Source organism: Aliiroseovarius sp. S1339 (assembly GCF_023195695.1).
GTDB lineage: Bacteria > Pseudomonadota > Alphaproteobacteria > Rhodobacterales > Rhodobacteraceae > Aliiroseovarius.
The window spans coordinates 129,990-150,720 of record NZ_JALPQG010000001.1; the positions used below are offsets into that span (position 1 = coordinate 129,990).

Annotated in this window: 18 protein-coding genes; 9 read left to right on the forward strand and 9 right to left on the reverse strand. The window is 59.4% G+C overall.

Features of this window, described 5'->3' with window-relative positions; genetic code table 11:
• Positions 1 to 21: 21 nt before the first annotated feature.
• On the reverse strand, positions 22 to 447 hold the full coding sequence (locus MUY35_RS00590; RefSeq protein ID WP_248363002.1) for a PaaI family thioesterase: 426 nt from the start codon (positions 445 to 447) through the stop codon (positions 22 to 24).
• A 57-nt stretch (positions 448 to 504) separates the two neighbouring features.
• Between MUY35_RS00590 and MUY35_RS00595 the strand changes: the two genes are divergently transcribed.
• The 3 genes from MUY35_RS00595 to typA all read left to right on the forward strand — a co-directional run bounded on the left by MUY35_RS00595 (position 505) and on the right by typA (position 3,602).
• Positions 505 to 1,302: an enoyl-CoA hydratase gene (locus MUY35_RS00595; protein WP_248363003.1), complete on the forward strand. Its 798-nt coding sequence runs from the start codon at positions 505 to 507 to the stop codon at positions 1,300 to 1,302.
• A 21-nt stretch (positions 1,303 to 1,323) separates the two neighbouring features.
• Positions 1,324 to 1,653, forward strand: coding sequence for an SMR family transporter (locus tag MUY35_RS00600; RefSeq protein ID WP_248363004.1), 330 nt, complete (start codon positions 1,324 to 1,326; stop codon positions 1,651 to 1,653).
• Between the two features lie 125 nt (positions 1,654 to 1,778).
• The gene (typA, locus tag MUY35_RS00605) at positions 1,779 to 3,602 is read left to right on the forward strand and encodes a translational GTPase TypA (RefSeq protein ID WP_248363005.1); all 1,824 of its coding nucleotides are present in this window, start codon (positions 1,779 to 1,781) and stop codon (positions 3,600 to 3,602) included.
• 67 nt (positions 3,603 to 3,669) lie between these two features.
• On the opposite strand, the gene MUY35_RS00610 is transcribed toward typA, so the two are convergent.
• The 6 genes from MUY35_RS00610 to guaB form a co-directional block, all read right to left on the reverse strand.
• Positions 3,670 to 3,957, reverse strand: coding sequence for a DUF1330 domain-containing protein (locus MUY35_RS00610; protein ID WP_248363006.1), 288 nt, complete (start codon positions 3,955 to 3,957; stop codon positions 3,670 to 3,672).
• Between the two features lie 78 nt (positions 3,958 to 4,035).
• On the reverse strand, positions 4,036 to 6,681 hold the full coding sequence (gene alaS / locus MUY35_RS00615) for an alanine--tRNA ligase (protein WP_248363008.1): 2,646 nt from the start codon (positions 6,679 to 6,681) through the stop codon (positions 4,036 to 4,038).
• 125 nt (positions 6,682 to 6,806) lie between these two features.
• A complete protein-coding gene (recA, locus tag MUY35_RS00620; protein ID WP_282569146.1) occupies positions 6,807 to 7,895 on the reverse strand; it encodes a recombinase RecA in 1,089 nt (362 codons plus the stop codon).
• 205 nt (positions 7,896 to 8,100) lie between these two features.
• Positions 8,101 to 10,710 carry an ATP-binding protein gene (locus MUY35_RS00625; RefSeq protein ID WP_248363009.1) on the reverse strand — a complete coding sequence of 870 codons (2,610 nt, stop codon included), beginning with the start codon at positions 10,708 to 10,710 and terminating at the stop codon, positions 8,101 to 8,103.
• Positions 10,711 to 10,814: 104 nt separating this feature from the next.
• Positions 10,815 to 11,975, reverse strand: coding sequence for an RsmB/NOP family class I SAM-dependent RNA methyltransferase (locus MUY35_RS00630; protein WP_248363011.1), 1,161 nt, complete (start codon positions 11,973 to 11,975; stop codon positions 10,815 to 10,817).
• 48 nt (positions 11,976 to 12,023) lie between these two features.
• Positions 12,024 to 13,472, reverse strand: coding sequence for an IMP dehydrogenase (guaB, locus tag MUY35_RS00635; protein WP_248363013.1), 1,449 nt, complete (start codon positions 13,470 to 13,472; stop codon positions 12,024 to 12,026).
• 202 nt (positions 13,473 to 13,674) lie between these two features.
• On the opposite strand from guaB, the gene MUY35_RS00640 reads away from it, so the two are divergent.
• A complete protein-coding gene (locus MUY35_RS00640) occupies positions 13,675 to 14,493 on the forward strand; it encodes an isocitrate lyase/phosphoenolpyruvate mutase family protein (RefSeq protein WP_248363015.1) in 819 nt (272 codons plus the stop codon).
• Between the two features lie 6 nt (positions 14,494 to 14,499).
• Here MUY35_RS00640 and MUY35_RS00645 read toward each other — a convergent pair whose 3' ends face one another.
• Both MUY35_RS00645 and dksA read right to left on the reverse strand, forming a co-directional pair.
• Positions 14,500 to 15,669, reverse strand: a complete 1,170-nt coding sequence (locus tag MUY35_RS00645; RefSeq protein WP_248363018.1) for an FAD-dependent monooxygenase — start codon at positions 15,667 to 15,669, stop codon at positions 14,500 to 14,502.
• Positions 15,670 to 15,847: 178 nt separating this feature from the next.
• Positions 15,848 to 16,270: an RNA polymerase-binding protein DksA gene (gene dksA / locus MUY35_RS00650; protein ID WP_248363020.1), complete on the reverse strand. Its 423-nt coding sequence runs from the start codon at positions 16,268 to 16,270 to the stop codon at positions 15,848 to 15,850.
• Between the two features lie 323 nt (positions 16,271 to 16,593).
• Here dksA and MUY35_RS00655 point away from each other — a divergent pair, with 323 nt between their 5' ends.
• The 5 genes from MUY35_RS00655 to MUY35_RS00675 all read left to right on the forward strand — a co-directional run bounded on the left by MUY35_RS00655 (position 16,594) and on the right by MUY35_RS00675 (position 20,689).
• A complete protein-coding gene (locus tag MUY35_RS00655) occupies positions 16,594 to 17,454 on the forward strand; it encodes a MoxR family ATPase (RefSeq protein ID WP_248363021.1) in 861 nt (286 codons plus the stop codon).
• 67 nt (positions 17,455 to 17,521) lie between these two features.
• Positions 17,522 to 17,929 carry an antitoxin Xre-like helix-turn-helix domain-containing protein gene (locus MUY35_RS00660; protein ID WP_248363023.1) on the forward strand — a complete coding sequence of 136 codons (408 nt, stop codon included), beginning with the start codon at positions 17,522 to 17,524 and terminating at the stop codon, positions 17,927 to 17,929.
• Positions 17,926 to 18,630, forward strand: a complete 705-nt coding sequence (locus MUY35_RS00665) for an RES family NAD+ phosphorylase (RefSeq protein ID WP_248363025.1) — start codon at positions 17,926 to 17,928, stop codon at positions 18,628 to 18,630. The genes MUY35_RS00660 and MUY35_RS00665 overlap by 4 nt, the downstream gene beginning before the upstream one ends.
• A 200-nt stretch (positions 18,631 to 18,830) precedes the next feature.
• On the forward strand, positions 18,831 to 19,286 hold the full coding sequence (locus MUY35_RS00670; protein WP_248363027.1) for a GNAT family N-acetyltransferase: 456 nt from the start codon (positions 18,831 to 18,833) through the stop codon (positions 19,284 to 19,286).
• Positions 19,287 to 19,288: 2 nt separating this feature from the next.
• Positions 19,289 to 20,689, forward strand: a complete 1,401-nt coding sequence (locus MUY35_RS00675) for a DUF2927 domain-containing protein (protein WP_248363029.1) — start codon at positions 19,289 to 19,291, stop codon at positions 20,687 to 20,689.
• Positions 20,690 to 20,731: the final 42 nt, after the last annotated feature.

The window sequence follows — 20,731 nt, forward strand, 5'->3', positions numbered from 1 at the left end:
TGCGCCAATCCTTTGCGACGGTCAAGCCCGTTCAGGTGGAATTGAGTAGGTCAAACTGGCGCGGGCAACCGGGCTGTCATTGCCTTCGGAATGGATCAGCACGTCGCCAACGGCCAGAACGCGGCCCAATTTGTGCAGCCGCGCATGGGCCACCAGATCGGTATTGGCGGCGGGCTTGCGCATGAAGTCGATCGAGCAATTGGTGGTCACTGCCAGCGCCTTCGGCCCGATCATCGCAAGGATCGCCAGATAGATCGAAACATCTGCCAGCGCGAACATGGTCGGACCTGATACCGTGCCGCCGGGGCGCAGATGTTTGTCGCCAATCCGTGTGCGCACGGTGACCTGCAAAGGGGCCACGTCTGCGATCTCAAAATCAGGCGCAACTTGCGGAAACTCGGCCTCCATGAAGGATTGAAGCTCGTCGCGCGTCATTTTCAACTGCATGGTTTCCCCCCGTGATTTTCCCGCCTATCGTGTGCCAGAACACCACGCGAGGACAAGATGGCAGACCCAATACTGATCCGAGAGGACGCAGCGTCAGTTGCGCGATTGACCCTGAACAACCCCGGCGCGCTGAATGCGCTGTCGGATGCGATGCTTGCGGCCCTGAAGGCCGAGTTCGAGGCGCTTGCGCAAGACAGCTCGATCCGCGCTGTCGTGATTGCGGGCGCGGGCAAGGTTTTCTGCGCCGGTCACGACCTGAAAGAAATGACCGCCGGGCGGCACGCCGAGGATGGTGGGGCGGACTATTTCAAAGACCTGTTCGATCGCTGCGCCGAGGTCATGTGCATGATCCCCCGCCTGCCTCAACCGGTGATCGCCGAGGCCCACGGGATCGCCACCGCCGCAGGCTGCCAGCTTCTGGCGACCTGTGACATGGCCGTCGCCGCCGAAGGCACGCGGTTTGGGGTGAATGGCGTCAATATCGGGCTGTTTTGCTCGACGCCGATGGTGGCGCTGACCCGAAACGTGCCGCGCAAGGTCGCGTTTGAAATGCTGACCACCGGCGAGTTCATCGACGCCACCCGCGCGCGTGAAGTCGGGCTGGTCAACCGTGTCGTCCCGCATGGTCAGTTGCGCGCGGCAACCGACGAACTGGCGCAGACCGTGGCCTCGAAGCTCGGGGCGGCGGTCAAGATCGGCAAGGCGAGCTTTTACGATCAGGCCGATATGTCGCTTGAGGCTGCCTATGCCTTCGCCGGTGCCGCCATGGTCGAGAACATGATGCTGCGCGACACCGAAGAAGGCATCAGCGCCTTTATAGAGAAACGCAAACCGGACTGGGATCAGTCCCAGTAATCCCTGGACCACGAGGTCGCCATGCCATACCTGATCCTGTTTTTCGCCGTGGTTGCCGAAACCATTGGCACGACCGCCTTGCAGGCCAGCCAGCAGTTCAGTCGGCTGTGGCCATCCGTGACGGTGGTCGTTGCCTATGGGATCAGCTTCGTGCTTCTGGGCTGGGCGCTGAAATACATGGCCGTAGGCGTCGCCTACGCCATCTGGTCCGGGCTGGGCATCGTGCTGATCGCCTGCATTGGGTATGCGCTGTTTGGGCAACGGCTCGATCTGCCTGCGCTGATCGGCCTGGCTATGATCCTTGGCGGGATTCTGATCATCCATCTGTTTTCACAATCCGCCCAGCATTGATCCCCAGGCTGAAGCGGCGCGAAATTTAACAAGATTGGTTTTTAGGGTGGCTTTCGCATCCCAACCGGGCTATGCGCGCCCCTAACTTCTAACATATTTACACGTTTCCCCCACAAGGTGGCCCTATGGACCTGCGCAATATCGCGATCATCGCACACGTTGACCACGGCAAGACAACTCTGGTTGACGAGCTTTTGAAACAATCCGGCGCGTTCCGGGAAAACCAGGCCGTGGCCGAACGCGCCATGGACTCGAACGATCTGGAGCGTGAACGCGGGATCACCATTTTCGCCAAGCCCACGTCAGTCGAGTATAAAGGCACGCGGATCAACATCGTCGACACACCCGGCCACGCCGATTTCGGGGGCGAGGTTGAGCGGATCCTGTCGATGGTCGATGGTGTTGTGTTGCTGGTGGACGCCGCCGAAGGCCCGATGCCGCAGACGAAATTCGTGACCTCGAAAGCGCTGGCTTTGGGGCTGCGCCCCATCGTGGTGCTGAACAAGGTCGACAAGCCCGACGCCGAACCCGACCGCGCGCTGGACGAGTGTTTCGACCTGTTCGCCAACCTTGGCGCCGATGACGACCAGCTGGATTTCCCGCACATGTATGCTTCGGGCCGCAACGGCTGGGCGGATGCGGAACTGGACGGGCCGCGCAAGGATCTGCATGCGCTCTTTAATCTGATCGTGAACCACGTCCCCGCCCCGCGCCAATTGGCCCATCAGAACGAGGATTTCTCGATGCTGGCCACCACGCTGGGCGCGGACCCATTTGTGGGCCGTCTGCTGACCGGGCGGGTCGAAACCGGACGCCTTAAAGTGGGTGCAACCGTGCAAGCCCTGTCGCGCATCGGCCAAAAGATCGAGCAGTTCCGCGTCACCCGCATTCAGGCCTTCCGCGGCCTTGGACAGCAGGATATCGACGAAGCCATCGCAGGCGACATCGTGTCGCTTGCGGGCATGTCAAAAGCCACAGTGGCCGACACGATTTGCGCGCTGGCAGTTGACACGCCGCTGCCCGCGCAGCCGATTGACCCGCCCACCATCACCGTGACCTTCGGCATCAATGACAGCCCGCTCGCCGGCCGTGACGGCAAGAAGGTGCAGTCGCGTGTCATCCGCGAACGCCTGATGAAAGAGGCTGAAAGCAACGTCGCCATCAAGATCGCGGACACCCCCGGCGGTGAAGCCTTCGAAGTGTCGGGCCGTGGCGAATTGCAGATGGGCGTTCTGATTGAAAACATGCGCCGCGAAGGGTTCGAGCTGTCAATCTCGCGCCCGCAGGTGATCATGCGCGAAGTCGATGGTGAGACGGTCGAGCCGATCGAAGAAGTTACCATCGACGTGGATGACGAATATTCCGGCGCCGTGATTGAAAAAATCACCGGCACGCGCAAAGGCGAAATGACCGAGATGAAGCCCGCAGGCGCTGGCAAAACCAGGATCATCGCCCATGTGCCGTCGCGCGGCCTGATCGGTTATCACGGCGAGTTTCTGACAGACACCCGCGGCACCGGCGTTCTGAACCGCGTGTTCCACGGCTGGGCCCCCCACAAGGGCAATATTCCCGGTCGTCGCGCGGGCGTTCTGATCTCGATGGAAAACGGCACCTCGGTCGCCTATGCGCTGTGGAACCTCGAAGATCGCGGTCGCATGTTCATCGGTGCGCAGGAAGAGATCTATCAAGGCATGATCATCGGCGAACACAGCCGCGAGAACGATCTTGAGGTGAACCCGCTGAAGGGCAAGAAGCTAACCAACGTGCGCGCATCGGGCACGGACGAGGCCGTGCGCCTGACCACGCCGATCACCATGTCGCTGGAAGAGGCGATCGCCTATATCGACAATGACGAATTGGTCGAGGTCACGCCGAACAACATCCGCCTGCGTAAACGCTTCCTCGATCCGCATGAACGCAAGCGGCAAGCACGGTCATCGGATCAGTAAGGCGATCCATCTAAAACACGAAAGCCCCGGATTAACGCCGGGGCTTTCTTCATTTTATATCAGCGGTTTATTCATCGGTCTCAACCACCAGCAAATCCCGCTCGGATGCATTGCGCGCATGGCTTAACGCCTCTTGATACTCGGGCGAGTGATAGCATGTCTCAGCGGCCTCAACGCTTGGGAACTTCGCCACGACGTTGCGCGGACGGTCCTTGCCTTCCAGCTGAACATAGCGTCCGCCGCGGGCGATGAAATGTCCGCCATGTTTGGCAATGGCAGGGCCGGCGAGCTTAGCATATTTGCCGTAAGCCTCTTCATCTGTGACGGTCACATGAGCAATCCAAAGGGCGGGCATATTGTGTCTCCTGCATGAAAAAGGCCGCGTATGTCAGGTGACGATACGCGGCCGTTCAAAATTTGCAATGGGCGTTGGTCAACCGGCGATGACGGCCTCGGCCGCGGCCACGGCGGCGTCAGCTTTGGTGATGTCCTGACCTCCGCCCTGCGCCAGTTCCGGGCGACCTCCGCCACCCTTACCACCGAGTTCGGGGACAGCGGCCTTAACCAGGTCAAGAGCCGACACACGGTCGGTCATATCGGTCGTCACACCAGCAGCAACAGCGACTTTTCCGTCGTTCTCCGAGATGATCAGAACCGCGCCAGAGCCAAGCGCATCCTTCTGCTCATTCACCAGCGTTTGCAGGTCTTTGCCTGCAACACCCGAGATGGTCATGGCAAGGAACTTCACGCCATTGATGTCCTTGGCTTCCGCCCCGGCCCCCGCGGCCTTTGCCAATTCGCGTTTCAACGCCGAAATCTCGTTGTTCAGCGCCTTGCGTTCGTCCAGCATGGCCTTGACGCGGTCAACAACCTCGTCCGGTTTGGCTTTCAGCATGCCTTGCAATTCCGAGGCACGCGCGGCTTCATCTTCGATATAGGCGACAGCAGCCTTGCCCGTCAGCGCCTCGATCCGGCGAATGCCCGCCGCGCTGGCCCCTTCAGACAGGATCACGCAAACGCCAATGTCGCCGGTCTGCTTCACATGGGTGCCGCCGCACAGCTCGATCGAATAGGTCTGGCCGTCGGTGCCTTTACCGGTCGGTGAATGTCCCATCGACACCACGCGGACCTCGTCGCCGTATTTCTCGCCAAACAGCGCCTGCGCCCCGATCTCGCGCGCATCATCCGGCGTCATGATCCGGGTTTCAACCGGCGTGTTCTGGCGGATATAGGTGTTCACCTCACGCGAAATATTGCCCAATTCCTGCGCCGACACCGCGTTGTTATGGCTAAAATCAAACCGCAGCCTGTCGGGCGCGTTCAACGACCCGCGCTGCGCGACGTGATCGCCCAATTCGTTGCGCAACGCTTCGTGCAGCAAGTGCGTGGCCGAATGGTTGGCGCGGATTGCCGTGCGGCGCAGGTGATCCACCGCCAATTCAGCGCCCTGCCCTTTGGCAATCTCGCCCTCATCAACCTTGGCGAAGTGAATGAACACATCCGCCACCTTTTTCGTATCGGCGATACGGGCCGACCCGGTGTCGGTGCGGATCAGGCCGGTATCGCCCACTTGACCGCCCGCCTCGGCATAAAACGGCGTCTGGTTGACCACGATTTGAACCTCGTCGCCCGACTTGGCACTGTCCACAACCGCACCGTCTGAGACAATTGCCAGCACCTGACCTTCGGCATGTTCGGCGTCATAGCCCAAGAACTCCGTCACGCCGTGCTGTTCTGCCAGATCAAACCAGATGGTGGCATCCGCCGCCTCACCCGATCCCGACCACGCGGCACGGGCCCGCGACTTTTGTTCTTCCATCGCCGAGTCAAATCCGGGCTGGTCCACGCCAAGCCCTTTTTCGCGCAACGCGTCCTGCGTCAGGTCCAGCGGGAACCCGTAGGTGTCATAAAGTTTGAACGCTGCCTCACCCGGCAGGTCCGCCCCGTCGGGAAGGCTCGACACTTCGTCGTCCAACAGCCTCAAGCCTCGATCGAGTGTTTTCTTGAACCGGGTTTCTTCGTTCAATAGTGTTTCTTCGATCATCGACTGGGCACGCCCCAACTCGGGGTAAGCCTGCCCCATCTGCGCCACCAGTTCGGGCACAAGACGATGCATGACAGGGTCTTGCGCCCCAAGAAGGTGGGCGTGGCGCATTGCACGGCGCATAATCCGACGTAGCACATAGCCCCGCCCTTCGTTCGACGGCATCACCCCATCCGCCATCAGGAACGAGGTCGAGCGCAAATGATCCGCAATCACCCGGTGATGCACGTTTTGGTCGCCATAGGGGTCGACATTGGTCGCATGTGCCGAGGCTTCGATCAGCGCTTTGAACAGGTCGGTATCATAGTTGTCATGGCTACCTTGCAACAACGCACCAATCCGCTCCAACCCCATCCCGGTGTCGATCGACTGCATGTCCAGCGCCTTCATCGAGCCGTCTTCGAACTGCTCGTTCTGCATGAAAACGATGTTCCAGATCTCGATGAAACGGTCGCCATCTTCCTCAGCGCTGCCCGGAGGGCCGCCCCAGATATGATCGCCGTGGTCATAGAAAATCTCGGTGCACGGACCGCAGGGGCCGGTCGGTCCCATCTGCCAGAAATTGTCCGCCGTATCGATCCGGATGATCCGATCTTCGGGCACACCGACCTTTTTCCAGATCTCGAATGCCTCGTCATCGGTGTGATAGATGGTAGTGAGAAGGCGCTTGGGATCAACCCCAAATTCCTTGGTGATCAGGTTCCACGCAAAGGGGATTGCTTCATCTTTGAAATAATCGCCGAAACTGAAGTTTCCGAGCATTTCGAAGAAGGTGTGGTGGCGTGCTGTATAGCCGACATTGTCAAGATCGTTGTGCTTGCCGCCCGCCCGCACACATTTTTGCGCCGTCGTCGCGCGGGTATAGTCGCGTGTCTCGATACCTGTAAACAGGTTCTTAAACTGCACCATGCCCGAATTGACGAACATAAGCGTCGGGTCATTGCGCGGCACCAGCGGCGAGCTGTCGACCACTTCGTGCCCGCTATCTTCGAAATACTTCAGGAAGGTCGAGCGGATATCGTTAAGGCTGGCCATGATATATAGTCTCTGAAAGGGCGTTCACATCCGTTTACCTTTGCCAGCCCCCCCTGTCCACAGGCTGGCGGCGCAAAAAGAAAAGGCCGGACAATGCCCGGCCTTCTATACGTCTGTTGTTTGGGTCAGGCTTCCAGCAGCCCGTCATCATCGGCATCTTTTTCGCCCGCTGGCTTGCCCTGAGGCATGTCAAAATCCAACCCATGGGCGGCACGAATCTTATCTTCGATTTCTAATGCCGTGCGGCTGTTTTCGCGCAGATATGTCTTTGCGTTTTCACGCCCCTGCCCGATCCGTTCGTCCCCATAGCTGAACCAAGAGCCCGACTTTTCGACCACGCCGGCCTTGACACCAAGGTCCAACAGCTCGCCCATTTTGGAAATGCCTTCACCATACATGATGTCGAACTCGACCTGTTTGAACGGCGGGGCGACCTTGTTCTTCACGACCTTCACGCGGGTGGCGTTGCCCACCACCTCGTCGCGGTCCTTGATCGCGCCGATGCGGCGGATATCCAGGCGCACCGAGCTGTAGAACTTCAAAGCGTTTCCGCCCGATGTGGTTTCAGGGCTACCGAACATAACGCCGATTTTCATTCGGATCTGGTTGATGAAGATCACCATGCAATTCGAACGAGAGATCGAGCCGGTCAGCTTGCGCATCGCCTGGCTCATCAAACGAGCCTGCACGCCGACGCTGCTGTCGCCCATTTCGCCTTCCAGCTCTGATCGCGGGGTCAGTGCAGCGACCGAGTCGACGACAACCATGTTCACAGCCCCCGACCGCACCAAGGTGTCCACGATTTCCAACGCCTGTTCGCCGGTGTCAGGCTGGCTGATCAGCAGTTCTTCCAGATCAACGCCCAATTTCCGCGCGTAGAGGGGGTCAAGCGCATGCTCAGCATCCACGAACGCGCAAACACCACCCTTTTTCTGTTCTTCGGCAACGCAGTGAAGCGTCAAGGTGGTTTTGCCTGAACTTTCCGGGCCATAGACCTCAATGATACGACCTTTGGGCAGGCCGCCAATTCCCAGCGCGATATCCAGACCAAGCGACCCGGTCGACGTCGATTCAATCTCAGCTACGGGGTTATCGCCACCCAGTTTCATGATCGACCCTTTGCCAAACTGCCGTTCGATCTGCGCCAATGCGCTGTCGAGCGCCTTTTGTTTGTCACCGTCACGTTTCATGTCGAAGATATCCGCCGTTGCCATTTCTTATCATCCCTTATTTCACACCCGCGAGCGGGCAGCAATCATGGTCATGTTCTGCTCTTGTTCTCTTTTTCGTTATGAGCACAAAATAAGAACATTTCAAGTCATGTTTTCAATATTGATATTGCGGCAGAATGGTAACTGAAGGGTTAACGGTAATTAATAACCGGAAATTATGGGGAAATCCCGACCCAGAAGCCCGTGGTCAATGAAACTGCCGCTGCACCGTCGCGGTAAGATCTGTCAACGAAAACGGCTTGGGCAAGAATACCGAATTCGGGATGCGGGCTTGATGTTCAGAGACCGAATCCTCTGCATAGCCCGAAACGAAGACAACCTTGACGCCCGGCCGATCCTCCAACGCTTTGGCGACCCAAGTGGGGCCGTCCATGCCAGGCATGATCACGTCTGTTACAAAAACATCGACAGACAGCGACGTATCTTCCAGGGTTTTCAAGGCCTCTTCCGCGTTTTCAGCCTCCAACACAGTATAGCCGCGCATACGCAAGGCACGCGACGCAAAGGCACGAACGGGGGCTTCGTCCTCGACCAGCAAGACAATTCCGTCATCGTTACCGTCTAAGTCGTGGGTTGGTATTGGCACCGGATCAGATGGCGTTGTATGTAGCGTTGCACCATCTTTCGCGCCCGGCGGCCCCGCGTTAGCGATGTCTGGCGTTGGTGCGGATGGGCCTCTTACCGTCACGGTCGCACCATCCAACATCAGTTGGTCATCCGTGCCCAAAGCGTCCAAAGTCGATTGAATATGAGCCGCCATTTGGTCATCTGGCAGAGCATCAGCGGGCAACGTGTGCTTCTCGGTGCCATCTGTCAAATTGGTCATCATATCCCCGTTGTGCCGCGGCGAGGCAGATGAAATCCCGGCCAAATCGCTGATCTCAGCTATATCAGCTACATCAGGGTCAGCGCCCTGACAGGCCGGGAAATACAGGGAGAAAGTCGAACCGGTGCCGGGAATGGAATCCACAAAGATGAAGCCGCCCATCTGCTTCACGATACCGTAAGCCATGGACAACCCAAGCCCTGTGCCTTTCCCCGCGCCTTTGGTTGTAAAGAACGGCTCAAAGATTTTGGTGATCTTTTCTGACGCGATCCCGGTACCCTGGTCAATCACCCTGATCGTGACATAGTCCCCCGCAGGCACCGTCGCGCGGTCGCGATGCAAGGCCTGTTCGATGCTGACATTTCGGGTTTCTACCCGGATCTGGCCGCCCTGTTCCATGGCATCACGTGCATTGACGACCAGATTCATGATAACCTGATCCAACTGACGGCGATCCGCGCGGATGGGTTTCAGATCGCGATCGTGATCCAGATCCAGTGACACAGTCTCTCCGACCAATCGATTAAGAAGGTGGGTTAAGTCGGATAGCGATTCCGTCAATACCAGCTTTTCAGGGCACAGTGTCTGTTTGCGCGAAAACGCCAGTAGCTGGCGCACGAGCGCCGCCGCCCGATTCGAGTTCTGATGAATCTGGGACAAATCAGAGTATTCTGGATCTTTTTCATCGCGACCAAGCAACAGCAGGTCGCAATGGCCCGAAATAGCGGTCAGCAAATTATTGAAATCATGGGCCACGCCGCCTGCGAGTTGACCAATCGCTTCCATTTTTTGGCTTTGAACGAACTGTGCCTCAAGTGTCTTAAGCTCGGTCGCGTCTTGCAGAACAGCGACCAGCGCCTGCCCGGTCTCATCCGCGACCTGCCCCAGTGAAATTTGCAAGAACACATCTTCTTCGGGTTTTACGGCGCGCACAACTTCTGCCCGACCCAGATGGCGACCGACATGAGCTTCACGCAACCATTCCGAAACCGGACGACCCAGACCTTCGACCTGATCGGCAAGCAGAGAGCCAATGGCATTTTCATCGCCCAGCAATGACCGCGCGCGCCGGTTGGCCATGGTGATCGCGCCCGTCGTATCCAATTTGATCAGCGGCACGGGCAGCCGGTCGATGAACGCCCACTCCTCGCTTGTGATGACGGGTCCGGACGGCGGCGGCAGCAAGTAGATTTCACGCCGCCCTGCGCTGATTTCAAGGTCGCAGATAAAGGCGGGAACAGGGCCACCCTTTGCGGACACTTGCGCCACGGCACCGGCTTGTACTGGCAGGTCGGTGAAGACGCGATCCAATGTTGTTTCGCGCCCCCCCAAAAGGCGGCGCGCGGCTTCATTCATGAACAGGATAGTGCCGGTCTTCGACACTGTCATCATCGGCAGGCTGATATGTTCGCCAGTTCGCCCACCCTGCCCGCGTTCACCAAAATCTTCCAGCCGCCAGAGATACCCGCCGTCACCTACAACGTGCACTGACAGGCGCACATGTCCGCGCCGCAACACCACGTCTTCACGCGCCGCGCCCCTGGCCTGGGCCTTGTTTTGCAGTCGAAAAAGCACCGAGGCCGGCGCGGCAAACATATCCTTCACTGCACTTGCCAGAGGTGCGCCCGTTTGATCGCCGAATTCCGCAACTGCAGCGGCGTTCTGATACCGGATCATCCCATCCGCATCTGTCGCAAACGAGACCGCCGCATCCTTGCCGACAAACCGTTGCACGGTGTGGAACAGCGCTTTCTGCTGGCGACGATGATGCATCGACAAGACGCTTACGGTTAACGCAAGTGACAGGAAGGTCAGCCCGATCAGCAAGAGGACCAGCCCGGGCACCGGGAACCCGACAAACCAGGCCGAGCCAACAAACAGCGCAGCCAAGGCCAGCAGATATCCGATCCGTTGTGACATCCGTATGGCGATATCGGTCAATGGGTTCGGCAACAGTTCGGCTTGCGACACAGGGATCCCCTTTTACAGAATCGGCACCCTTTTATTGCAGTCACTGGGTTAAGCGCCGATTAACGGGGATAAGGTTAGCAACCTTAGATTGTTTTTGCCAAGTCTTACATTCTTTTTAATCGTGCGACATAGAATCCATCGCCACCATCCAACGGTGAAAAACTGTGATCATAGTCACACGCGTAGTCGGTATTTTCGGGTAAGAAATCATCGACTTGAGCACGGTTTTCGGCGGTCAAAACCGAACAGGTTGCATAGGCGATTTCCCCAGCGGACGTGGCCATGGTCGGAAGCTGTGACAGCACCTCTTTTTGTGTGGCGAGAAGTGCGGCGAGTCGTTCTGGCGTCATCAACCACTTGCCTTGCGGTGCGCGGCGCCAAGACCCACTGCCCGAACAGGGCGCATCGGCAAAGACCAAGTCGAACTGCCCCATCTCGGCCAAGGTGTCAGGTGTTGCGATTTGGATATGGCACCCAGCCCGCTCTGCACGCGCGGGGATGTCCTTCATGCGGGCGGGCGCGATATCATGGGCCACGACGTTTGCCCCCAGCGCGGCCATTGCCAACGCTTTGCCACCACCGCCTGCGCAATAGTCAAGAACCCGCATGCCCGGCGTGATCTCCAGTGCCTCAACCACTGCCTGCGATGCGGCGTCCTGAAGCTCCACAAACCCTTTAAGAAAGGCTTGTGATCCGTTGATCTTGCGGGGGTTTTCCATGACCTCTAGTGCCGTGGCGGCCAAAGAATGCGGGCGGGTTGCAATCCCATCGGACGCCAAGGCGGATTGTGCTTCCCCGACTGTCGCGCGTGCGGTGTTGACCCGCAGAAAAACGGGGGCGCGGTGACGAAGGGCCGCCAATACATCGTCAGCGTTTGCGCCGAGGCTTTCGTCGAAAAGCGGCAGCAACCAATCGGGACAATCCAGGCGCTGTGCGCGGGTTGGTGCCGCGCTGGGTTGACGTTCATCTTCTGTTAAAATGTCGGGCGCGTGGCCTTCTCCGGTAAACAGTATGTCAGGATCAATGCCCTGCCCACGTAACAGGCCGATCATGATCGCGCGCCCGTTTTCACCGCCGCCCAGAGCGGCTGAGGATCTAAGCCGCCTTAGCGCGTCGAATACGTGGTCACGAATGGCCGCCCGGTCTTTGGACCCGGCAAATCGGTGGCTGCGTCCCCAACCTGTCAACACTTGCTCAGCCGGGGTGCCGGACAGATAGGGGTCAAGGATCTCGATCGCTGCGGCGATGCGGGCGCCGGGCGTCACTGCCCGACTCCTCCGGCATTAGATTCACCCGCTAACCACATGTTTTACCTAACCAATCCGATAATTTGGGCTTTCGCGCGTGATCTGGACATCATGCACATGGCTTTCCTTCAGACCAGCTCCCGTGATCTTGACGAACGTGCAGTTCTGGCGCATCTCGGCGACCGTCGCGCAACCGGTATAGCCCATAGCGGCCCGCAAGCCGCCGACAAGTTGGTGAATAACCGCGCCGGCGCTGCCCTGATAGGGCACCTGACCTTCGATCCCTTCGGGAACAAGCTTGTCGGACGCCGCATCTTTCTGGAAATAACGATCCGCCGAACCACGCGCCATGGCGCCCAGTGACCCCATTCCGCGATAGGCCTTGAACGACCGTCCTTGATACAAGATCACCTCGCCGGGGCTTTCGTCGGTGCCTGCGATCATTGAGCCGACCATCGCACAGCTTGCGCCAGCCGCGATGGCCTTGGCAAAGTCGCCCGAAAACTTGATGCCGCCATCGGCAATCACCGGCACGTCACCTGCGGCGGCGGCGCAATCACTGACGGCGGTCAGTTGAGGCACGCCCACACCCGCCACCATCCGGGTGGTACAGATCGAACCCGGCCCGATCCCGACTTTCACCGCGTCAGCACCGGCATCAATCAAGGCGCGCGTCGCATCGCCCGTCGCGACATTGCCTGCAATCACCTGCACCGAATTTGACAGCGCCTTCACACGTTTCACAGCGTCAATCACGCCCTGCGAATGACCATGCGCGGTATCGACCACAACAATGTCCACGCCCGCGTCTATCAAGGCTTCCGATCGTTCAAACCCGCTATCGCCAACAGAACTGGCGGCGGCGACTCGCAGACGGCCAAGATCATCCTTGCAGGCGGTGGGGTTTAGCACCGCTTGTTCGGTGTCCTTCAGGGTCAGAAGTCCGGTCAATTTGCCCTCGCCATTGGTGACAAGAAGCTTTTCGATCCGGCGCGCTTTCATCAGGCTTTTTGCCTCTTCCAACTCGGCGGGTTCTTGCAGCATGGCGAGGTTGTCGGACGTCATCATCACCTTCACAGGCGTGTCGTCATCTGTAGCAAACCGCATGTCGCGGTTGGTGACGATGCCCACGACACGGCCACGCGCGCCCACCACGGGGAAGCCCGTCACCCGATACTGTTCCTGAAGCGCCTTGGCGTCGGCCAATGTCTGGTCCGGCGTCAGGGTGATCGGGTTGTAAACGATCCCGCTTTCAAACCGCTTCACGCGGCGCACCTGATCGGCCTGCTCGTCGGCATCAAGATTTTTGTGAATGACGCCCATACCGCCTGCCTGCGCCATGGCGATGGCCATCCGCGCCTCTGTCACAGTGTCCATGGCAGAGCTGAGCAACGGGATGTTCAAGGCAATCGATCGCGTCACAAATGTGGTCGTATCTGCCGTTGACGGCAGCACGTGGCTCGCGGCTGGAACCAGAAGGACGTCATCAAAAGTGAGCGCCTCGCGAATCTCCATGGGCTTTCTCCTCGGGAGTGTTCGTTTGGCACGTCCCTATCTCACGCTCTGGGTGTTTTGAAAAGGGCCAAGCGGGACATTTCTGCGAATTGGAGGAAATTGTGCGGCGGTCCTTCACGCACGCCGTGTTTGACAAAACCCATGCGGCGCGGAAAGCTTCCGCTGCGCGCCATTGGCGCAGTTGAACTGGGGGATGATAAAAATGAGCGACCAGAACCGAGGCGCGGCATTCCGTGCCCTGCACCAAAAGGGCAACCCATTCATTCTGGCCAACGCCTGGGATATTGGCAGCGCGAAGATGCTGGCAGGGCTTGGTGCACAGGCCATTGGCACCTCATCTGCCGCGCATGCCTTTACGTTGGGTCGCCCCGACATGGGCCATATCAGCCGGGACGAAGCGCTGGCCCATGCACAAGATCTGGTCGCGGCAGTGGGCGTTCCAATATCGGGTGATTTTGAAAACGGCTTTGGCGATGATCCAGATACCTGCGCCGAAACGGTGCGCTTGTCGTATGAGGCCGGACTTGCTGGGATTTCGATCGAAGACACCGCATTGCCTGCCGCGACACCTTATGACCGCGCATTGGCGATCGAGCGCATCATGGCCGCCACAGCCTCGGCGCGCGCCCTGCCCGGAGATTTCGTGCTGGTGGCACGCGCAGATGGGGTGATGAACGCGCAGTATGATCTTGAGGAGGCCTTGGCTCGGATCGCGGGCTATGAGGCTGCGGGCGCGGATTGCGTCTATGTGCCCATGCCCGGCAGTTTGGCCGATCAGGCGCGGCTTTGTGCGGCGACCAATCTTCCCGTGAATGCCCTTGCGGCTGGCCCCTTGTCAAAGGTCAGCCGCGCTGAATTTGCGCAGGCGGGGGTGGCGCGCATCTCGCTTGGATCTGCGCTTGCGCGTGTCACCCATTGCGTGATCCGCGATGCGTCCGAGGCGATGTTTGGGGGAGGTGATTTTACAATGATGGGCACCGGCATGCCCGGCAGCGCGGTCGACGCGCTTCTTGAGGAATGATACCGCCTAAAGCTGCGTCACATCCGCGTCATAGATCCAACTGAACCGTTTGAAGACCTGCTGCGGGGCCAGGCGTCCGGCAAGCCGCAACGCCCCATGACCTAACCGTCGCGCAAGCGGGTTGGCATAGTGATAATTACGCGCGTTTTTGTTGGCGGCCTCCACGATCCGTTCGCAACGCGCATGACGCAGCGCTTGATAGCGCGCTGGCCCCTCGTCCACGCCGTAGCGATCCAGACAGCTTGCCAGAACCCAAGCGTCTTCCATCGCCATCACCGCGCCCTGCGCCATAAAGGGTAACGTGGGATGGGCCGCATCGCCCAGCAAAACAGATTGGCCGTAATGCCAGTTCTGCGCAACCGGGTGGCGGAACAAGCCCCACAGATGAACGGTTTCGACCCGTTCCAGAAGCGCCTGCGCATCATCGCAAAAACCGGCAAAGGCCCGGCGCAGATTGTCCGGGTTGTCAGTGTGGTTCCAGCCCTCGTCCGCCCAAGTCGCGCGTTCCTCAACCGCGACCAGATTGACCATCTTTCCCTGTCGCAAAGGATAGGTCACCATGTGCCGCCCCGGCCCCATGAACACGGTGGCCTCAGTTGGCTCGCGTCCGGTTGCAGGAACCGTTGCGCGCCACGCCACTTGGCCCGTGAAGAACGGCGCACGCGCACCGTTCAGCGCCGGACTCACCACGGAATGCAGACCATCTGCACCGATGATGAAACCCATTTCCCGCGCGGCCTCACCCGCGATTTTGACTGTCGCCGTGGTCAGGCTGGGGGTCACCGCCTCGACCGTCATGCCGCAGCGGATGTCGACGCCTGCTTCCCGCGCGGCCTCGGCCAGCAGATCAATCAGATCGGCGCGGTGAAACAGCAAGAAAGTCGCATCGGGTGCGACCTTGTCGAAATTGAAATCAATAACCTCGTGGCCCGAGATCCCGTCACGCAGCCAAACGCCGTTGCCACGGGTGGCGCGCGCACGCGCCTCGTCGCCCAGACCCAACGCATCCAGAACCCGAACGCCGTTGGGGCTGATTTGCAGCCCGGCACCCACCTCGGTGATCGCGGGGGCTTGTTCCAACACGGTAACCTTCGCGCCGCGCCGCGCCAGTGCCACCGCAGCCGTCAGCCCGCCAATCCCGGCCCCGAGGATGGTGAACTTCTGTCCTGCGATCATGGCAGTACGCTCCTTTTGCGGTCTTTCACAAATGGGTTTTCCCGGCGCAATCCAAGACTGGGCGCAAAGAAAAGGCGCCGGATATCCAGCGCCTTTTGTCATATTTCAGGACGTCATGCTACGCGACAAGTGCGCCCATCAACGAGTTTCTCGCCCGTGTTTTCTGCACGGCCCGGCGTTAGTCGTCGCGGTGGACTTTTTCACGCCGCTCGTGACGCTCTTGCGCCTCAAGGCTCATGGTAGCAATCGGGCGCGCATCCAAACGTTTCAGCGAAATTGGCTCGCCGGTTTCCGAGCAATAGCCATATTCGCCTTCGTCAATCCGACGCAATGCCTGATCAATTTTGCCAACCAGTTTGCGCGAGCGATCCCGCGTGCGTAATTCCAGCGACCGATCAGTTTCCTCTGAAGCGCGATCCGCGATGTCAGGAATATTGCGTGTGTTGTCTTGCAAGCCCTCAAGCGTGTGACGGCTTTCATCAAGCAGCTCTTCTTTCCAGGCAAGAAGTTTGCGACGGAAATATTCCGTCTGACGCTCGTTCATGAACGGTTCGTCTTCAGCAGGCCTGTAATCGTCGGGCAGGAAAGTCTCTGCTTTCATACCAACTCCCTCACTTTTCCGGGCTGTAAATACGATGCAACCATGTTGCCTTTTAGGAGCCCAGTTTCCTCAGCCGCTCGTTTACACCCGCTTTCGCGTGTTGTCACTAGCCAATAACCCAGATGCGGCAACGAATTCCTGTGCTTACGCTAAACATATGATATGCAACAAAAACACTTGGGAGTGCCCCGTCGAATAATGCCTGCCGGGTGATCTGGACAAGCGCGATGCGCACGACAGTAGCAACGCCAGACTTGCCAAATACAACCCGTCCCTTTACCTCGCCCGGTATTAAGGAGACCTGACCGTAAGGGGATGACACGATGACGAAGCGCTTTGAAGGCACCGAAAGCTATGTGGCGACCGACGACCTGAAGGTCGCTGTGAATGCTGCCGTCACCTTGCAGCGCCCCCTGCTGGTCAAGGGTGAGCCCGGCACCGGCAAGACGGAACTTGCCATGCAGGTTGCGGGCGCGCTTGGTGCACGGATGATCGAATGGAACATCAAATCGACCACCAAGGCGCAGCAGGGTTTGTATGAATACGATGCCGTCAGCCGGTTGCGCGACAGCCAGTTGGGCGAAGAGCGTGTGCATGACGTGCGAAACTACATCAAACGCGGCAAGTTGTGGGAGGCGTTTGACGCTGACGAGCGCGTCGTTTTGCTGATTGATGAGATCGACAAGGCCGATATCGAGTTTCCGAACGACTTGCTGCAAGAGCTTGATAAGATGGAGTTTCACGTCTACGAAACCGGCGAAACAATTCGCGCGAAACACCGCCCGATCATCATCATCACCTCTAACAATGAAAAAGAGCTGCCGGACGCCTTTCTGCGCCGCTGTTTCTTTCATTATATCCGCTTCCCGGACGCTGATACGCTGGCCAAGATCGTCGAGGTGCACCATCCCGGCATCAAACCGCGCCTGCTGACCGAGGCACTGACCCAGTTTTATGAAATCCGCGAGCAACCGGGGCTGAAGAAAAAGCCCTCGACGTCGGAGGTCTTGGACTGGCTGAAGCTGCTTCTGGCCGAAGATATCGACCCTGAAGTGCTGAAACGCGATGGAGCGTCAGCGCTGCCGACCCTGCACGGCGCGCTTTTGAAAAACGAACAGGACGTGCATTTGTTTGAGCGTCTGGCCTTCTTGGCCCGTCGAGAGGGGCGCGGCGGGCGCCAATAAGCCCATCTGATCTTGACATTTGGACCATATGACCCTATCTTCTGTTCAACATGACAGGAGATGCACCATGCACGCCGCCCCACAACCAATCACCCCGCCCCCGGCCCGTCCGACCTCGGACCACGCGGCCGTGGCGCTCAAGGCCTATGGTCGCATTGCCGAGGCTTGGGGGCTGAAACTGGACGAGGCTGCGGCGCTGGCTGACATGTCCACATCAACGTGGAAACGTGCCCGCAACCCCGGCTTCAAGGGCGATCTGACCCGCGACCAGATGCTGCGGCTGTCCGCGCTGGTGGGGATCTACAAATCCTTGCACCTCTATTTCGACGAGGCGATTGCCGACCAATGGATCACCCTTGCCAACACCGGCCCGCTGTTTGATGGCGCCCGCCCGATTGCCACGATGATCGAGGATGGATTGCCCCAGTTCCTGCGCGTGCGCAGCTATGTCGACGCCTTGCGGGGGGGCATGTGATCGACGCCCTGCCCCTAAGGGCCGTCAGCGACCGGGCGTTGGTCCGGCTGATCCCGGCCACCTATCACAAGCCGCCCGCCTTGCGTGGGTTGGTGGATAATGACGACGAAATGGCCCTGCTGGCCGAGGTAGAGGCGATGACATCCGCCCGCCAAACCGCCGAACGCGGGCGCGATCCGGGGATCGACCGGCGCGAATTGGCGTGGGCGCGGCGCGAGGCTGATCTGCGCCTTTATGGCATGACCCATGTGAACGCGGCCTTCACCTATCGGCGCTCAGGCGGCAACCGGTTCAACGACGAACATCGCGGCGCGTGGTATTGCAGTTGGAGCGCCATGACCTCGGTCGCTGAAGTCGGCTATCACTACACACGCGAGCTGTCTTACATCGGCGTTTTCGACACCAAAGCCTGCTATGTCGAGCTTCTGGCTGACTTCATCGGTGATTTCCCGGACCTGAGCCACCAGACCGACCATCCGTCGCTGCACGCTGACCCCGCTGTCGGGTATCCGCGTGGCCAAGCCTTGGCCAACAAGCTGCGGGCCGAGGGTCATCGCGGCCTCGTCTATCCATCCGTTCGCCATCCCGGCGGCACCTGTCTGGTCGCCTTCGACCCCGCTGCCGTGCAGAACGTGAGACCGGGTGCAAAATGGGAGATCACGTGGTCCGGCTCGCCCGATTATGACGTGATAGGGCTGTAGCAAACGATTCGCCAAGCCAGCACGTTTCGATCAAATCAACCTAGTGTTGCGTGAGGTAGTTCACACAACATATTGTTTTTCCTATCGGCTTTCCGACCAATCCTTCGCGAAAACCACCGTTTTGCTTGGTGAAACCCGCCCCACACCCTAAGGTCGACCCCTTGCCTGGGGGGGCACAAAATAGGTGTGCGTGTATTGTTATGGGAAACAATGCTCACATTACCGTTCGACCACTGACGGCGTCTGATAGGGCCGCGTGGGATCGCCTGTGGGAAGGCTATCTGCGCTACTATGAGACCGAACTGGACGCGAAGGTCTATGAAACCACCTTCGCCCGACTTCTGTCAGAGGACCCGAACGAGTTCCACGGCCTGTTGGCATGCGTGGATGGGCAGCCTGTCGGGCTGGTCCATTACCTGTTCCATCGCCACGCGTGGAAGGTTGAGAATGTGTGCTACCTGCAAGACCTTTACGCGGACCCGTCGGTTCGGGGCAAAGGTGTCGGGCGGGCCTTGATCGAAGCGGTGTATGATGCCGCTGATCGCAACGGCACGCCGTCCGTCTATTGGCTGACGCAGGATTTCAACCATACCGCACGTGCACTCTATGACCGGATTGGCGTCAAAACGCCCTTCATCCGGTATGGGAGGGCTTGACGATGCGACCGATCACAAAAACCGCGGCCTTGGCCCTGACCTGTCTGGCATTTGTCAGCTGCGCGGTGCCGGACGGATCACGCACGCGCGCCGAACAGACCGCTGGGGGCGACGAGGTCACCGCACGCCGCGTCGGTCTGCCGACCACCCTGCCCCCGATGAAAGCCTTCAGTGGCACACAGATCACCCGCCCCACGCGGGCCAACAGTGTGATTGCCGGGGATTTTCTGGACCTGTCCTTCCAATTGGAAAGCGGTCGTCCCCTGCCCGTTCTGACCCGGTTCGACGGCCCTGTGACCCTGCGCGTCACTGGCAATGCGCCCACTTACATGATGGCCGACCTGACCCGCCTGTTGGCGCGACTGCGCATTGAGGCCGGGATCAACATCCGGCAAGTGTCCGGGTCTGAAACGGCGTCCATTACGCTTGAGGTCATTCCGAAACGCCAGCTTCAGCGCCTTGTGCCCCATGCGGCCTGTTTCGTGGCGCCCAATGTGTCCAGTTGGCAAGACTACAAGGCCGCGCGCGGCACAGCACAGCTGGATTGGGTAAAGATGCGCACCCGCACCAAGATGGCCGTGTTCCTGCCCGGCGATGTCAGCCCACAAGAGCTGCGCGATTGCCTGCATGAAGAAGTCGCACAGGCGCTGGGGCCGGTGAATGATCTGTATCGCCTGCATGACAGCGTCTTCAACGACGATAACTTCCACACCGTTCTAACCGGCTTTGATATGCTGATCTTGCGGGCGTATTACGCGCCCGAACTGGCCTCGGGCATGAGCCGTGGCGATGTCGCTGCCCGTCTGCCGCAGGTGTTGGCGCGACTGAACCCGGCAGGCGGCACTGGTGCGCCGCGTATGGGCGGTGCGTCACCCGAAGCATGGAAGGTCGCGATAGAGGTCGCGCTGGGCGGCGGACAGTCCAAAACCCGCCGTCGTGAGGCGTCTGCGCAAGCCGTCACAATCGCGCGCAATATGGGCTGGCGAGACACGCGACTGGCGTTCAGCTTGTTTGCCTATGGTCGCCTGAACATGCGCCAGGACAGCAAAGGGGCGTTCGCCGCCTTCCGCGAGGCCGAAGCGATCTACCGCGCCAATCCCGAAACCGCGCTGCACGCGGCCCATATGGGCGTGCAACTGGCGGCCTATGCCCTGTCTGCCGGCCGCGCGAACGAGGCGATTGCCATCGTCAACTCCCACATCTCCCCCGTCATGCGCGCCGAAAACGCGGCGCTTCTGGCGACGCTGATGATGATCAAAGCCGAAGCTCTTGACCTTGCTGGCCGCGGCGCTGAGGCGCAGCTTGTCAGGCTCGACAGTCTGGGCTGGGCGCGGTATGGCTTCGGCTCGAACGAGCAGGTCGGCGCGCGGCTCAGCGAAATCGCTGCCATCTCGCCGGGCTAAAGGGAACGGGGGCCGTCCAAGACCGCCCTTTTTGAAGGGTAG

Bases quoted from the DNA above. Each gene is read 5' to 3' on its own strand.
- MUY35_RS00590 (WP_248363002.1), bottom strand. From the start codon at position 447: ATGCAGTTGAAAATGACGCGCGACGAGCTTCAATCCTTCATGGAGGCC.
- MUY35_RS00595 (WP_248363003.1), top strand. From the start codon at position 505: ATGGCAGACCCAATACTGATCCGAGAGGACGCAGCGTCAGTTGCGCGA.
- MUY35_RS00600 (WP_248363004.1), top strand. From the start codon at position 1,324: ATGCCATACCTGATCCTGTTTTTCGCCGTGGTTGCCGAAACCATTGGC.
- typA (WP_248363005.1), top strand. From the start codon at position 1,779: ATGGACCTGCGCAATATCGCGATCATCGCACACGTTGACCACGGCAAG.
- MUY35_RS00610 (WP_248363006.1), bottom strand. From the start codon at position 3,957: ATGCCCGCCCTTTGGATTGCTCATGTGACCGTCACAGATGAAGAGGCT.
- alaS (WP_248363008.1), bottom strand. From the start codon at position 6,681: ATGGCCAGCCTTAACGATATCCGCTCGACCTTCCTGAAGTATTTCGAA.
- recA (WP_282569146.1), bottom strand. From the start codon at position 7,895: ATGGCAACGGCGGATATCTTCGACATGAAACGTGACGGTGACAAACAA.
- guaB (WP_248363013.1), bottom strand. From the start codon at position 13,472: ATGGAGATTCGCGAGGCGCTCACTTTTGATGACGTCCTTCTGGTTCCA.
- MUY35_RS00640 (WP_248363015.1), top strand. From the start codon at position 13,675: ATGAGCGACCAGAACCGAGGCGCGGCATTCCGTGCCCTGCACCAAAAG.
- MUY35_RS00645 (WP_248363018.1), bottom strand. From the start codon at position 15,669: ATGATCGCAGGACAGAAGTTCACCATCCTCGGGGCCGGGATTGGCGGG.
- dksA (WP_248363020.1), bottom strand. From the start codon at position 16,270: ATGAAAGCAGAGACTTTCCTGCCCGACGATTACAGGCCTGCTGAAGAC.
- MUY35_RS00655 (WP_248363021.1), top strand. From the start codon at position 16,594: ATGACGAAGCGCTTTGAAGGCACCGAAAGCTATGTGGCGACCGACGAC.
- MUY35_RS00660 (WP_248363023.1), top strand. From the start codon at position 17,522: ATGCACGCCGCCCCACAACCAATCACCCCGCCCCCGGCCCGTCCGACC.
- MUY35_RS00670 (WP_248363027.1), top strand. From the start codon at position 18,831: ATGGGAAACAATGCTCACATTACCGTTCGACCACTGACGGCGTCTGAT.
- MUY35_RS00675 (WP_248363029.1), top strand. From the start codon at position 19,289: ATGCGACCGATCACAAAAACCGCGGCCTTGGCCCTGACCTGTCTGGCA.